Origin of the sequence: Companilactobacillus alimentarius DSM 20249 (assembly GCF_002849895.1) — a bacterium.
GTDB classification, from domain to species: Bacteria; Bacillota; Bacilli; order Lactobacillales; family Lactobacillaceae; genus Companilactobacillus; species Companilactobacillus alimentarius.
Window position 1 is genome coordinate 1,355,727 of the sequence record NZ_CP018867.1, and the last position, 14,619, is coordinate 1,370,345.

Annotated in this window: 11 protein-coding genes and 1 pseudogene; 7 read left to right on the forward strand and 5 right to left on the reverse strand. The window is 34.5% G+C overall.

Translation table 11 applies throughout. From position 1 onward, the window contains the following. Nucleotides 1-143 precede the first annotated feature (143 nt). Both LA20249_RS06525 and LA20249_RS06530 read left to right on the forward strand, forming a co-directional pair. Complete coding sequence (locus LA20249_RS06525; RefSeq protein WP_057738308.1) at nt 144-794, forward strand: HAD hydrolase-like protein; 651 nt, start codon at nt 144-146, stop codon at nt 792-794. 123 nt (nt 795-917) lie between these two features. After that, on the forward strand, nt 918-1,370 hold the full coding sequence (locus LA20249_RS06530) for a PTS sugar transporter subunit IIA (protein ID WP_057738306.1): 453 nt from the start codon (nt 918-920) through the stop codon (nt 1,368-1,370). Between the two features lie 88 nt (nt 1,371-1,458). Here the strand turns inward: LA20249_RS06530 and LA20249_RS06535 are convergent, their stop codons facing one another. Further along, nucleotides 1,459-3,105 (reverse strand): aryl-sulfate sulfotransferase, encoded by a 1,647-nt coding sequence (locus LA20249_RS06535; protein WP_083477904.1) that lies wholly within the window; start codon nt 3,103-3,105, stop codon nt 1,459-1,461. A gap of 267 nt (nt 3,106-3,372) precedes the next feature. Between LA20249_RS06535 and LA20249_RS06540 the strand changes: the two genes are divergently transcribed. Then, a complete protein-coding gene (locus tag LA20249_RS06540; RefSeq protein WP_057738304.1) occupies nt 3,373-3,756 on the forward strand; it encodes a hypothetical protein in 384 nt (127 codons plus the stop codon). Nucleotides 3,757-3,800: 44 nt separating this feature from the next. Here the strand turns inward: LA20249_RS06540 and LA20249_RS06545 are convergent, their stop codons facing one another. From LA20249_RS06545 to LA20249_RS06555, 3 genes are read right to left on the reverse strand one after another with little or no spacing between them, the layout of a single operon-like run. Further along, nucleotides 3,801-5,276 carry an FGGY-family carbohydrate kinase gene (locus LA20249_RS06545; protein ID WP_057738302.1) on the reverse strand — a complete coding sequence of 492 codons (1,476 nt, stop codon included), beginning with the start codon at nt 5,274-5,276 and terminating at the stop codon, nt 3,801-3,803. Between the two features lie 18 nt (nt 5,277-5,294). Beyond that, on the reverse strand, nt 5,295-6,239 hold the full coding sequence (locus LA20249_RS06550) for a transketolase family protein (RefSeq protein WP_057738300.1): 945 nt from the start codon (nt 6,237-6,239) through the stop codon (nt 5,295-5,297). Then, on the reverse strand, nt 6,239-7,063 hold the full coding sequence (locus LA20249_RS06555; protein ID WP_057738298.1) for a transketolase: 825 nt from the start codon (nt 7,061-7,063) through the stop codon (nt 6,239-6,241). The genes LA20249_RS06550 and LA20249_RS06555 overlap by 1 nt, the downstream gene beginning before the upstream one ends. Before the next feature lie 289 nt (nt 7,064-7,352). Here LA20249_RS06555 and LA20249_RS06560 point away from each other — a divergent pair, with 289 nt between their 5' ends. Beyond that, the gene (locus tag LA20249_RS06560) at nt 7,353-8,738 is read left to right on the forward strand and encodes an L-fucose/L-arabinose isomerase family protein (RefSeq protein ID WP_057738296.1); all 1,386 of its coding nucleotides are present in this window, start codon (nt 7,353-7,355) and stop codon (nt 8,736-8,738) included. A 69-nt stretch (nt 8,739-8,807) separates the two neighbouring features. On the opposite strand, the pseudogene LA20249_RS06565 reads toward LA20249_RS06560, so the two are convergent. Next, nucleotides 8,808-10,086, reverse strand: a pseudogene (locus LA20249_RS06565) (glycoside hydrolase family 1 protein). A gap of 143 nt (nt 10,087-10,229) precedes the next feature. Between LA20249_RS06565 and LA20249_RS06570 the strand changes: the two are divergent. The 3 genes from LA20249_RS06570 (at nt 10,230) to LA20249_RS06580 (ending at nt 14,615) form a co-directional block, all read left to right on the forward strand. Beyond that, nucleotides 10,230-11,243: a LacI family DNA-binding transcriptional regulator gene (locus tag LA20249_RS06570; RefSeq protein ID WP_057738294.1), complete on the forward strand. Its 1,014-nt coding sequence runs from the start codon at nt 10,230-10,232 to the stop codon at nt 11,241-11,243. 176 nt (nt 11,244-11,419) lie between these two features. After that, nucleotides 11,420-12,697, forward strand: coding sequence for a glycoside hydrolase family 140 protein (locus tag LA20249_RS06575; RefSeq protein WP_199488137.1), 1,278 nt, complete (start codon nt 11,420-11,422; stop codon nt 12,695-12,697). Between the two features lie 7 nt (nt 12,698-12,704). Then, nucleotides 12,705-14,615: a PTS beta-glucoside transporter subunit IIBCA gene (locus LA20249_RS06580; protein ID WP_057738292.1), complete on the forward strand. Its 1,911-nt coding sequence runs from the start codon at nt 12,705-12,707 to the stop codon at nt 14,613-14,615. The last annotated feature ends 4 nt before the right edge of the window (nt 14,616-14,619 follow it).

The following is a 14,619-nucleotide window of genomic DNA, read 5'->3' on the forward strand; positions in this document are numbered from 1 at the left end:
TCGTAGCTGCCAAGTCCTACCCTGTTTGGATTTCTTCAAACCATTTCTAATTCTTGGAGTCTAATAATTGCTATCCGTATTATTGACGACCTCAGGAATCTTCATCGCTAATCACAAACCTATTACAGAATAAGGAGTTTATCATGAAATATATATTTTTCGATTTCGATGGCACAATTGCCAACACCAAACTAGGTACCGTTAAAGCCTTAGCTTATATGGCTCAAACTTTAAAACTAGACGACCTTGGACCTGACACTTATCAGAAGTTCATTGGACCAGCTATTACCGAAAGTCTGGGAAAGTTTTACCCTGATTTACCCAAATCACGCTACCAGGAAGCTATCGATGCTTATGATGCCTACTATAAAACTGAAGGGCTCTATCAATTAACGCTTTATCCACAAATTGAAGATGTTCTGGCAGCTTTAAAAGATGACGGATACCAATTATATATTTCTTCAGCCAAAGTTGAATCATTGATAAAGAAATTAATCACTCACTTAAATTTAGACGACTACTTCACTGGTCTTTACGGCGCTTCTGAAGATGAAATAACACGTTCTTCTAAAGAAGATATTTTAAAATATGCCTTAGAAAATGCCCAAGCCAAAAAGGATGAATCAATCATTATCGGCGATCGTGCTACTGATATTATCGGTGGCATTAAAAATAATATCCATACATTGGGAATAACTTATGGCTTTGGTAGCTTTCAAGAATTGCGTGAAGCCGGGGCTGAATCAATCTTAGAAGACCCCACTGAATTGCCTTCTGAAATTAGGTCATTTTAATTTAGAAAAAAAATCACTTTCCCCTTGCTATGAAACGGGTTCGATAGAATATCATAATAGATGTAGAGAGTAAGACATGTCGATACTACTTCGTTAATAATTTTTAACAAAGGAGATCATATTATGCTATTCAAAATATTTAGAAAAAATCACACAACCGCAGATATTAAATTAGAAGATAACAATCAATTAGGTGCTTTGAAGTTGGCTGCTCAAAAGACTGCCGAAGAATTCAACCTTGACAGTCAAAGCGTTCAAAGTAGTTTATTTGCTAGTGCTGCACAGGATCCTACTATCTTGGAAAATCGGGTTGCCTACATGTTTGTCACAAGCGATAAAAAACATAAGGCACATACTATGACTTTAACCTTCAAGGAGCCTGTTGCTTGGGGAAATGATAAAATTCCCGTTGACTACTTAATTGTTGGTGTTTTGCCTGATGGCAGTAGTCCAGATGATATCGACCACTTGAATCAAAAAATCAGTAGTAAAATTTCTGAAAATTCCGATAAATTGGACGAAATCAGATTCAATGACACTGAATTAAACAAATTGAACCAATCATTTACTGAATAATTGTTGTCATCAAATACATAAAAAAAATTCGATACTAGATTTCCTCAAATCTGTACCGAATTTTTTTATAGAATTTTATAAAATACTGCTACTTATTAACATCGAAAGTATATCCACTTGGATAAAATTCTAAGCGATAAGCCCGATAGACATAAGCTTTAGATGAAGCATTTTTAATTGTTACATTAAAGACTTGATTATTATCTTTGTCAACTTCAATAATATTACTTTCTTTACCATTATTCTTAAATCCGAAATCAATCAATGTATTGCCATTGCTTTCACGTTCGGCATAACCAATGATATTAGTAAAATTACCCTTACCTAAAGATTTTCCATAAGCCCAAGTTTGGTCAATGGTCATCTTCTTAGTATTGATATGATACTGAACGGCTTGCGAATACTTACCAGAAGTCTTCTTGTTACCATTAGTTACATCAATATTATTGTCATAAAGAATAATATTCTCACCATTTTTATCTTTACTCAATTGATAAAGTCCGTGTTGTCCTCCGGTAATCGTAGTACCCTTCGTTGGAGTCAAAAGCTTACTACGATATTTCTTCGGCCAGCTAGACTTAGACTTACCACTGTAAATCCAAATAATTTTATTAGTCTTATAATTTAATTTCATGATCATATCTTGATTACGACCGGAAATCATAATTGTATTATCAGTCTTATCGTAATCCACCGCATTTTGATGGAACCAATCAATCTTGCCATCGGAACCCTTCTTATAGTTCTTATACATTGAACTAGGTAAGAGTTTCTTCAAATCAATCACTTTGACAATTTTACCAGTTTTATGCGAAATTTGAACCATGACATCTTCCTTATACTTGGAACCGTCATTTACTGTTGCTAGAATATCTTTATTCGGCAATTCTAATAAATCATGATGAATAACCGTTGTTTCATCTTTGGCATTACCACTATCGTTTGATTTAACCTTACTATTAAAGCTATATTCCTGATAAACTCGACCCATGACATCTGTTTCAATCAGATCATTATAAACGGATGAATCAACGTTCTTTTTGGTCAAAATAAGTAAGTGACCATTATCAGTCTGTTCAATCGTATGTTGTGAATAATTGGTAGAATACCATCTGACATTTCCATCAGCATCAATTGCGAATGGTTCTTTAGTCGTTCGATTGATCAGAGTCAATTTGTTTTGACCAATATCCATCTTATCCTTATCATTTTTAGAAACCACAATTTTAGCATTGGCGATATACTTAGGAAGAGCCCCCGTCTTTAACGTCAATTCTTTCGTATCAGTCGTACCATCCTTATAAGTCACGGTTATAGTAATAGTATTATTATCGTCAGCATATAACCCTGCTACAGGTACTTGATGCGTCTTGTGATAACCCTTAACTGAATTTGTGACACTAGTATTAGCAGTCTTTCCAGCTACAGTATAACTAACTTTTGCTTCCTTATTAGTCTTGAAAATAACCAAAGCTGTTAATGGTGAATCCTTATATGGATTAACTTTCGTATAGGGATTCTCCAAAGTATAGGCTTTATTCTTAGTAACTTTCTGATATTCTTTCGTTAGATCCTTTTGTTCATTTTCCCTAGTAGAGATTAATTTTGAACCAATGTTCTTTTTAATCTGGGCCGTAGACAAAGTCTGAGCATCATCAGATTTACTAGAACACCCCACCAGTATAAACAATACAAAGGGAATTAACGCAAGTAAAAAAAACTTTTTCCTCCTCATAGACAACTCCTTAATTTTTCGATTCTCAACTGTTATATTATATGGCAAAAATGTTGACATTTCGTCAACATTCTTTGAATTTTTTATGAACTTTTTAATTTTTCCTTAATCTAAAAAAGAAAATCAAGCAATTTATCTTGAAACAATTATCTCAGTTATATCGGCATCAAACTAATCTTTTCAATTTATCTTAGCGATGGACCTATAATTTTACTAAGAAGATTATTATAATAGTTATTATAAAGTTTAATTAAAGGGGTGCTTAAGATGACAGAAATTTCATCAGACGACTATTTTGAAATTGTTAAAAAAGTTTGGGCAACTGGCAAATTCAAAGATATGGGCGTTACCACTGGAAAAAAATATATTCAAATGTACGATGAATTCATGCGCAACGTTGGTAGTGGTCAAATTACAGAAATTGAAGAAAAGTTCCATCCTGATGACTGTACGTTAATCGCCTCAAACGATGTTGATAAGGGACAAATGGTTATCATGTGTTCTCAAGAAAAAGATGGTAAAACTTATCTTGAAACATTTTCAGCTATAACCGATGTAGATTTTACAAAGATGAATCCCGTTGAGAGCACCTTTTATCATGAGATGATTCAGGCTGATACTCAAAAACGAATTAAAGAAATCGAGAAATAGAAAAACGATTCAAACATACTTAAAAATATGTTTGAATCGTTTTTTTATACATTGATTAGAGAAATTGCATTATGCCATCCCTGTACCTTTTTTGTACAATCAAGCAAATTCATTTTTGAATTGAATGTTTGATATTCTACGGCTTCTCCAATAGTTTTTTCATTATAGATTCCTAATTGCAGTCCAGCTAAGAATACTGACCCCAGCACACTTAACTCTTCAACATTAGGAATTTTTAATTGTGCTTGTAACAAATCACTTTGAAATTGCATCAAATAATTATTAGCGGTTGCCCCACCATCGACTTTCAAAGATTTAATTTGGCAACTGGTATCCTTTTTCATCAATTGCAAGACATCATTTATTTGATAAGCAATACTTTCCAGTCCAGCTTTAACAACTTCATTTTTTCTTGTTTTCCGTGTCATCCCAGTTATTGTACCAGTCGCATTATCATTCCAATATGGAGCTCCCAAACCTGTAAATGCCGGAATCAAATAAGTTTTGTCATCCTTATTAGCACGATAGGCCATCTCCTCAGTCTCTGCACTGTGTTCAATTAACCCCAAATCATCTTTTAACCATTTGATAACTGCACCTGAATAATTAATATTTCCCTCTAAAACATACGTAGGCTTTCCATTAATTTGCCAAGCAACAGAAGTCATCAGGCGATTCTTCGATCTGACTGGATCAGAACCAACATTCATCATAATTGACGATCCTGTTCCATAAGTTGATTTAACATCGCCGAAATTAATACATCTTTGTCCAAACAAAGCTGCTTGGGAATCTCCCATCACGCCATAAATTGGAATCTTATGATTTAAAATTCCTTCAAAATCAGTCATGCCAAATTGATCATTAGAATCAACAATCTGAGCTAAATATGATTTCTTCAAATTAAAAATCTTCAATAAATCATTATCCCAATCTCCTGTCTCTAAATTCATCAATTGGGTTCTGGAAGCATTAGAAGGTTCTGTTTTAAAATTTCCACCTTTTGTTAATTGATAAATCAACCAGCTATCAATTGTCCCTAGGCAGAGATCTCCTTTTTCGGAAGCAATTTTTACTTCGGAAACATTTTCCAACAACCAAGTAAATTTAGCAGCAGTGAAATAGGGTGACAGGGGCATACCAGTTTTTTGATATACTGTTTTCAAAACGCCAGTCTTTCCAATCCGTTCACAAATCTCCTTTGCTCGTGAACACTGCCAAACGACTGACTCTGACAATGGCTTACCAGTTGACTTAGACCACGCGGCGGCGGTCTCTCTTTGATTGGTAATCCCTAGACCAACAATCTTCTTAGAATCAACTTTCGGATCGTCCAAAAGTTTTCTAATTAAAAATAATATATTTTGATAAATTTCTCGTAAATCATGACTCACCCAACCTTGTTTACTGATGATTTGATGATGACTGCGCGTTAGTTTCCTTAGAATCTGACCATCTTGATCAACTAAAACAACCTTTGTACCTTGTGTACTCTGATCAATTCCTAATAAGTATTTCATAATAAAATTCACCTCAAATTAAGAAATTGATTTTTGAACGTTCTTAGCAATGCCTGAACCATCAAGTCCATAATAGCCAAAGACTTCATCCTGTGTTCCGGCAATTGCCGGTTCATCAGGAAAACCTAAGATATGTAGCTTGGCATTACCATTAGTAGCCACTACTTCAGCTACAGCTGAGCCAATTCCGTTATAAATACTGTGTTCTTCAATTGTATAAATATCAGAAAATTCATTACTGATTTGAGCCAATAAATTTGCATCTAATGGCTTCAAACTTACTAAATCAATAACGGTTGCCTTGATGCCTTCTTTAGCCAATAGATCAACAGCTTTTAAGGCTTCAGGTACTGTTTCACCCATTGCTACTAAAGCCACATCTTTGCCATTTCTTAAGACATTAGCTTTGCCCGGTTTTACAAAAGCTTCTTCTGGTGTGGAATAACAATTGCTTAGAGCTTTTTTACCAATTCTAATATAGGCTGGTTTATCAGATTTAACTAAATACTTAAATAAGCCAATTGTTTGATACTGATCGCAGGGCATATAAATTTCCAAATTAGGGATAGCTCTAGTAATTGCTAAATCTTGAAGAGAATGGTGAGTACTGCCAAGAACACTGTATGAGTTTCCACCACTGATTCCGAGCAATTTAACATTCGTGTTGGAATAAGAAACATCCACTTTGACCTGCTCGATACTTCTCATGGTCAAGAATGCTGCCGGTGAAACTGCAAAGGGACGCTTGCCACTATGAGCCAATCCAGCACTGATCGTAACTAGATCTTGTTCAGCAATACCTACTTCCACAATTTGTTTAGGAAGTTCATTAGCAAAAGGAACTAAGGAACCAGAGCCTCTGGAATCACTGGTTAAGACGGTAATATCAGAATCCTTTTTTCCAGCATCTATTAATTGTTCACAAATAACTTCTCCAACTTTTCGTGCATTTTCTTCTGACATTATTTTCTGTCCTCCAATTCCTGATTAAATACTGCCAAGGCTTCTTCATATTGTTCTTTAGTTGGAACCTTATGATGCCATTCCACTTTATTCTCAGCGAACGAAACACCACGACCTTTAATAGTATCGGCTAAAATCAAAGTTGGTTTGTGCAAGACTGGTTTCAAATCAAATGCAGCGACTAATTGTGACATATCATTGCCATCAATTTCGACAACATTCCAGCCAAAGGCTTCATATTTAGCTTTCAGCGGTTCGCTATTCATGACATCCTTCGTTTTGCCAGTAATTTGTAAACCATTATGATCAATAATGGCAGTCAAATTATCTAAATTGAAATTACCTGCAGCCATTGCGGCTTCCCAAACTGATCCCTCAGCTTGTTCACCATCGCCCATCAAAACATAAGTATGATAATCTTTGTCATCCATCTTAGCGGCTTTAGCAATTCCGACACTTAAAGCTAAACCATGCCCAAGAGAACCCGTATTCATTTCAATTCCATTCACATGATTATTAGGATGACCAATATATGCTGATTTGAATTGTGAATATGTTAGTAGATCACTCTTGGGAAAGTATCCGCGGTCAGCTAAAACGTTCAATAATATTTCTACCGCATGACCTTTGGATTGAATATATCTGTCACGATTTGCACTTTTAAAAGATTCTGGCGACTGATTCAAAACTTTATAGTAGAGAGCAACTAAAATATCGGTACAAGATAAATCTGAACCAGTATGGCCGGTTTTAGCACGATAAATCATTTCCCAAGTTGCTTTTCTCATTTCAATAGCCTTTTTCTCTAATTGTTCGACTTCCATAAAAATTTCTCCTTACAATTGATTTCAGTAATCGCTTTCAAAATTTATACTAAACTGTTTAGCTAAATTTTTCAATAGTTTAGTATAAATATGAAGCTATCAAATATATTAATATTCTTAGTTTATAAGCATAATTACTATTACATAGGCGATTCTTCGATTATCATTAATTTAAGTTTAGCAAATTAAGTTTAATAAACTATTGAATTAAGTTCTTATCAGCTTTATAGTTTACCTATGGAAACGATTTCCAGATAATTAATTTATTAAATTAAAGGAGTAATTATTTATGAGTGTAGATAAAATTAAACTAGGTTTTGCTCCAACAAGAAGAAACATCTTCTCTGCTGATGCTGCAATCGAATATGCTGATTACACACGTAAGAAATTAGATGAATTAGGGGTCGATTATGTTGATATTAAAGATGTTAACGATGATGGACTACTTTACGATGATAATGGTATGAATAAAATTGCCGATAAATTTCAAAATGCTCACATTGATGGATTGTTCCTAGCCAATGAAAATTTTGGAACTGAATATGAATGTGCTCGTCTTGCCAAGAAATTAAATGTGCCTGTTTTACTTTGGGGACCTAAAGATGAAGCCCCAGCGGCTGATGGTTCACGTTTGAGAGATACCCAATGTGGTTTGTTTGCTATTGGTAAAGTTTTACGTCGTTTCCAAATTCCCTTCACTTATGTAAAGAACTGTGATCTTGATGACCCGGCTTTCGAACAAGGTGTGCGTGATTTCATTAAAGTTTGCAACGTCGTTAAGACTTTTAAGAACACTAGAATTCTTCAAATTGGACCTCGTCCCTTTGACTTCTGGAGCACAATGGTCAATGAAGGCGAACTGTTAGAGAAATTCAATATTTCCCTTTCACCCATTCCTTTAACTGAATTGGTTGAGAAGATCCATGAAGTTGTCGACAAGAAAGATCCTGAAATTGTTGAATCAGAAAATACTTTAAAAGAAATTGCCGACGTTAAAATTTCTGATAAAGATTTACAAATGGTTGCTGCACTTAAAGTTGCTATCAAAAAACTAGCCAAAGACTATGGCTGCAATTCTGCTGCTATCCAGTGTTGGACTGCACTTCAAGATGAAGGACTTCCTGTAACTTGTGAAACTGATATTCATGGTGTCATCTCTGAGTTGTTGGTTGAAGCAGCTACTTTAGGCGATCACCGTGCTATCTTTGCCGATGTTAACTGTCGTCACCCAGATAATCCCAATGGTGAACTGTTACAACATTTAGGAGTATTTCCATTCTCAACCGCCAAGAACAAACCGACTTTGCCTAAATCTCACTTTGTCTTCGACTATCCAGGGTCCGTTGGTTTCCAAGCTCAAGATGGTAACTACACCCTTTGCCGCTTTGACGGCGATAATGGCAAATACTCAATGTTAATGGGAAATGCAAAAACTTGTGCTGGCCCATATGAACAAGGAACTTATATCTGGTTACAATTTGCTAACCTCAACCGTTTTGAAACAAAATTAGTTTATGGTCCATATATTCATCACATGGCAGCAGTCCGTGATGATGTTGTGCCTGTTCTCTATGAAGCATGTAAATATTTAGGAGTTACTCCTGATTTCTATGATCCAATTGAAGATGATGTTAAAGCCTATCTTCGTGGTGATAGTTCTTCAATTCTTAAATAATCTGAATACAAAAATGTATAAAAAAAGCGGCGTATTTTCGTTTTGAAAATACACCGCTTTTTTATAATCTTATAATTCTTTACCATTTGATTCGATAACTCTTTGATACCAATAGAATGACTTCTTCTTATATCTATCCAAAGTACCATTGCCATTATCATCTAAGTCAACGTAAATGAATCCATAACGCTTAGACATTTCACCTGTTGATGCACTAACCAAATCAATGCATCCCCAAGGAGTATACCCCATTAAGTCAACACCATCATCAATCGCACCAGCCATAGCTTGAATGTGCTCTTTCAAATAATCAATTCGATAATCATCTTCAACGTAGTGATTCTTATCGGGTTTATCAATTGCTCCCAAACCATTTTCAACGATGAACAATGGTTTTTGATAACGATCATATAGTTGATTCAAAGCAATTCTCAAACCAGTTGGATCAATTTGCCAGCCCCAGTCACTAGCTTTCAAGAATGGATTCTTCACACCACCCAATAAATTACCGCTAACGGTGTCATTATCCTCTTTAGTGACCTCAACTGCTGAAGACATATAATAACTGAATCCAATATAATCAACTGGATACTTCTTGATCAAATCTAATTCCTCATCAGTTCTATCCAAATCAGCTAGTTTCAATCCATATTCAGCTAGCAATCTCTTAGTATAGCTAGGATATTGTCCACGAACTTGAACATCGCTACAGAAGAAATTGAAATCTTGATTTTGTTGCAAAGTAGCTAATTGATTAGCTGGATTAGCGTCATAACTATATGTTGTAGCGTAAAGAATCATACAACCAATTTGTAAATCTGGATCCAATTCATGACCAATCTTAACAGCCATAGAACTGGAAACAAATTGATTATGCCATGCTTGGAAAACATTCTTCTTATCATTAGCCCCGTTTGAAGGAACTAATCCCTGACCCATAACTGGGAAATGTGCTGCACTATTGATTTCGTTGAAAGTCATCCAATATTTAACTTTCTTATAGTAACGTGTCAAAACCAGCTTCATTAGGCTCTGTTTCATCACCATTTGGAAAAATTCTTGACCAAGCAATCGAAAAACGATAGCACTTAAAGCCCATCTCAGAAAATAATTTGATATCATCCTTAAAACGATGATAGTAATCAATGCCTTCATGATTAGGATATTTATACTTACTTTCGTCAATAGTCCAATCAAATTCAGGACTTTGAACAATTTGAAATCTCTTTTTACCACCAGGCAATGCATCCGCGATTGATAAACCACGTCCGCCTTCCTTGTAGCCCCCTTCTAGTTGGTTAGCAGCAGTAGCTCCACCCCATAGGAAATTCTCTGGAAACTTTGTCATTCAAATTCACCTCAAATTATATTTTATAATACTAATTGTAACCGTTTTACTAAACAAATGATATTGTTTTATATAAAAAGTTCGGAATTCTTTGCATTATTATTTTTAATTTAGTATTATTTTAGATGATAGGAGGTCACGTCATGACTGTAAAAATGGATGACATCGCTCGCCTCGCCAACGTTTCAAAATCGGCTGTATCCCTAGCCCTAAATGGTAAAGACGGAGTAAGTCAAGAAACAAGAGATAAGATTTTTGATGTTGTTAACAAGTATGGTTATAAACCATTGCGTAAAAGCAAAAAAAATACCGATAAAATCATCACTAGCGTTAATTTCTTAGTAGTCAAGGCATCAGGATTGGTTAGTGGCAATTACCGCTCATTACCATTCTTCGATAGTTTAATCTCATCACTTTCAGAAGAAGTTAGTGACACTGGGGGAAATTTAAAAATTATTACCACCGATAGCGAGACCTTGCCTCAAACCCTCGATGATCTGAGAAAAGATCAAACTAACGGCACAATCGTTTTAGGTACAGATTTAAACGCTACACAAGCAGAGTTGATCAACAATAAATTAAATAATGTCGTCTTTGTAGATACCTACTTTGATAACATTACTGCCGACTTTGTAACGATGGACAATTACCAAGGAGCTCTATTAGCAGGTAATTACATTTTGGAGAAAGGCTATACTAATATCGGTTATTTTGCCTCTGATAAGATTATTTCCAATTTCATCGAGCGTCGCCGTGGTTTAAGAGATGCTTTGAAATCAGCTAATATCAAGATTGATAACAATCATTTTTACTCAGTTTCTCCAACCGAAGTAAATCCTAAAGGATTAGATATCGACAATATTACCAAACAAGGACTTCCTGATGTGATTTTCTGTGAAGATGACTACATTGCAATCAGATTAATTAAAGCAGCCCAACAAAAGAATATCAAAATTCCTAAACAACTGGCAATCGTCGGTTTCGATGATATTTACGAAAGCTCACTCATAAGTCCTGAATTAACTACAGTTCATGTTCCTGTTGATCAAATGGCACAGCAAGCATTATTCCAATTGCAAAAGAGACTCTTTACACCAAATTGGTTACCACAAAAGACACTTGTCTCTACTAAACTAATTAAAAGAAACTCAATTTAAAATCGAAACTAAAAAAGTTTCGATTTTTTTGTTACTCAAAAACGCACTTATATCACGAAAGAAGTATATGTTTAACACTATTTTAGCTTAATTTTAGTAAATTACACTTGATGTTTAATAATCTATGTGATAATTTAGAACTGTTAAAGAAAGCGGATACATAAAGGAGGATATTGATGCTATCAATTAAAAATCAGCAAATTTACAAAAATGGAAAGCCTTTCTTTTATTACGCTGATACCTGTTGGAGTGCCTTTACAAATATCAGTAATGACGATTGGAAATATTATCTGAACTATCGAAAACAACAAGGTTTTAATACTATTCAAATAAATATACTTAAACAATGGGATGCTAGTGGTGATGATTTAAATATCTATCCATTCCCTATTACCACTAATGAGGATGGCTCTTATTCATTCGATTACTCAACATTAAATACTAATTATTTTGATCGTGCTGAAAAAATGTTAATAGAAATGCAGAAAAGAGACCTAGTACCAGTTTTAGTTTTGATGTGGGCTAATTACGTACCCGGTACTTGGGCTTCACACATCGCAAAAAATAATTTATTCCCTTATGAAGCAATTGAAAAATACGTTACTTATGTTACGAAAAGATTCAAAAAATTCAATCCAATTTATTTTGTCAGTGGCGATACTGATTTCCCATCTGAGGAAACAACAAAATATTACCGAAAGGTCTTTGAAGTAGCTAAACAAAATGATTCTAATGCTCTTTATTCCTTCCATATCAAAGGCAGATTTGAGCAATTACCAGACGAATTTAAAAATAAAATAGACTTTTTTAGTTATCAATCTGGACATAATTTTGAGGGGCAAAGTACTGCTTATAAAATTCCAATTCATCAAAGGATATTAGGATTTAATAAACCAATTATTAATACTGAACCATGTTATGAGCAAATCAGTTATAGCAGAAATATGTATGGTAGATATTCCGCAAGAGATGTTAGAAAAGCTTCTTGGAGCTCTGTTTTATCAGGAGCTAATGCCGGTATTACTTATGGTGCACATGGGATTTGGAGTTGGCATCATACCGGAGCAACTTTTGGAATTGTTGAAGGTGAGGGATTCGATGCCCCATTTGATTGGCATGATGCAATTCATTTCAATGGTGCCAATGATATTGCCTTCCTAAAAAATATTATTTTAAGAGAATTTCCCAATGGTTGTAGTCCTACGAATATTTTAATCAATAATGAAGAAAGCATCCGCTCAGCTTTTAACAAAACAAGAAATAAATTAATTATCTACGTTCCTACTAATACAAAGATCAATCTAAAAGATTTTAATTTTGACGAAACTAACTCAAAAGTAAAAGTAATTGATTTATTAAATCATAATAATAAATCACTCAATTGGTTTAAACCCAAAACTCTTGATATGAGTAATGTTCAAGCCGATTCAGTAATTATTCTATCAAAGGAGTAAGGAAATCATGACAGACAAAGAATTAGCAAAACAAATTGTAAATCTTGTCGGTGGTAAAGATAATGTAAACAGTTTAATTCACTGTGTTACTAGATTAAGATTTAAATTAAAAGATGAAAGTAAGGCACAAACTGATAAAATTAAAAATCTTGAAGGAGTAATGACTGTTGTAAAAAGTGGTGGTCAATATCAAGTTGTTATCGGAGATAAGGTCACAGAAGTTTACAATCAAGTTATGCCTATCTTGGGACTAAAGGTTGACGACGATACTAACGAATCTGCTTCTGATAAAAATACAGATAAAAAGAGCATTTGGAATTCATTAGTTGAATTATTATCATCACTTTTCATGCCAGTGCTTGGTCCCTTGGCTTCAGCTGGTATTTTAAAGGGTATTTTAGTCCTATGCACAATTACTGGATTGATGACCGAAAAATCTGGTACTTACATGATTCTATATGCAGCATCAGATGCCGTCTTCTATTTCCTTCCAATTATTCTAGGATTCTCTGCTGCTAAAGCATTTAAAACAGATCCATATCTTTCAGCAATTATAGGTGGTGCTTTAATTTATCCACAAATGGTAACTGCATATACTGCAGGTAAGTCACTTACATTCATGGGAATTCCAGTTATTTTGATGAACTACACTCAAACTCTAATTCCTATCGTTGCTGCCATTTACTTACTATCAATAGTTCAAAAATATCTTAAAAAAATTGTACCTAAGCAATTAAAGGGAATTTTTGTTCCACTTCTTTCCTTAGTTATTGTTGTTCCACTATCATTCTTGATTGTCGGTCCAATTACAAGTACCTTAAGTACATGGTTAGCTGATGCTGTCCTTTGGGTTTATGGAGTCGCACCAACAATTGCTGGTTTTATTCTTGCCGGTATTTGGCAACTAGCCGTTTTATTAGGTTTACATTGGGCCTTTATCCCTATTTTCCTAAACAATATTGCTACAAAAGGATTTGACCCCATTAATGCCATGCTTTACTGCACTGTTTTTGGGCAAGTCGGTGCTGCATTGGCTATGTCGATCAAAGCTAAAGATCCTAAATTTAAAGAATTATCAATTTCCGCTACCATTTCAGGATTTCTTGGAATCACTGAACCAATTATTTATGGTGTCACACTTCCACATAAGAAGTCATTCTTAATGGCTTCAATCGGTTCTGCATTCGGTGGTGCGATTGCTGGATTCTCAAGTGCAAAAATGTTTGGTGGTTTCGCTTCCGGTGGTATCTTTGGTATTCCAATGTTTATTGGTAATCATGGAATCAATGCTTCATTCATTGGATTCCTAATTTCATTAGTCGTTGCTTTCGCAATTTCTCTAGTATTAACGTTAGTTTTAGTCCCAGGTGTCAAACCAAGCAAAAAAGAAATCAAATCTGAAAATACAACAGTCACAGATTCAGAAATTGAATCTCCTCTAACAGGAACCATTATGTCACTTTCTTCAGTGAACGATGAAGTATTTTCTACAGGTATTATGGGTAAAGGTGTTGCCATTAGTCCCTCGCTTGGAGAGGTTTATGCTCCATTTGACGGACAAGTAGTTTCGGTTTTCCCAACTAAACATGCCATTGGTCTAAAATCAAAAGACGGTATTGAATTATTAATTCACTTAGGATTAGATACGGTAAATCTCAAAGGTAAACATTTTGATACACAGATTAAAGCCGGTGATGAAATTAAGGCTGGTCAATTACTTGAAAAGTTCGACTATCAAGCAATTCAAAAAGATGGTTACGATATCATTGTTCCAATTATCATTACTAATTCTAAAGAATTCAAAAATATTAATATTCTAAAACATAACCAATCATTGACTCATGGTGATGATTTACTCGAAGTTTCAAATAATGTAAAAACTGATATCACTAATGATACTGTTTTAACAAATGCTTAATAAA

What these genes read in the sequence shown, in the direction of transcription:
- LA20249_RS06525 (WP_057738308.1), top strand. Translation starts at nt 144, where the DNA reads ATGAAATATATATTTTTCGATTTCGATGGCACAATTGCCAACACCAAA.
- LA20249_RS06530 (WP_057738306.1), top strand. Translation starts at nt 918, where the DNA reads ATGCTATTCAAAATATTTAGAAAAAATCACACAACCGCAGATATTAAA.
- LA20249_RS06535 (WP_083477904.1), bottom strand. Translation starts at nt 3,105, where the DNA reads ATGAGGAGGAAAAAGTTTTTTTTACTTGCGTTAATTCCCTTTGTATTG.
- LA20249_RS06540 (WP_057738304.1), top strand. Translation starts at nt 3,373, where the DNA reads ATGACAGAAATTTCATCAGACGACTATTTTGAAATTGTTAAAAAAGTT.
- LA20249_RS06545 (WP_057738302.1), bottom strand. Translation starts at nt 5,276, where the DNA reads ATGAAATACTTATTAGGAATTGATCAGAGTACACAAGGTACAAAGGTT.
- LA20249_RS06550 (WP_057738300.1), bottom strand. Translation starts at nt 6,239, where the DNA reads ATGTCAGAAGAAAATGCACGAAAAGTTGGAGAAGTTATTTGTGAACAA.
- LA20249_RS06555 (WP_057738298.1), bottom strand. Translation starts at nt 7,063, where the DNA reads ATGGAAGTCGAACAATTAGAGAAAAAGGCTATTGAAATGAGAAAAGCA.
- LA20249_RS06560 (WP_057738296.1), top strand. Translation starts at nt 7,353, where the DNA reads ATGAGTGTAGATAAAATTAAACTAGGTTTTGCTCCAACAAGAAGAAAC.
- LA20249_RS06570 (WP_057738294.1), top strand. Translation starts at nt 10,230, where the DNA reads ATGACTGTAAAAATGGATGACATCGCTCGCCTCGCCAACGTTTCAAAA.
- LA20249_RS06575 (WP_199488137.1), top strand. Translation starts at nt 11,420, where the DNA reads ATGCTATCAATTAAAAATCAGCAAATTTACAAAAATGGAAAGCCTTTC.
- LA20249_RS06580 (WP_057738292.1), top strand. Translation starts at nt 12,705, where the DNA reads ATGACAGACAAAGAATTAGCAAAACAAATTGTAAATCTTGTCGGTGGT.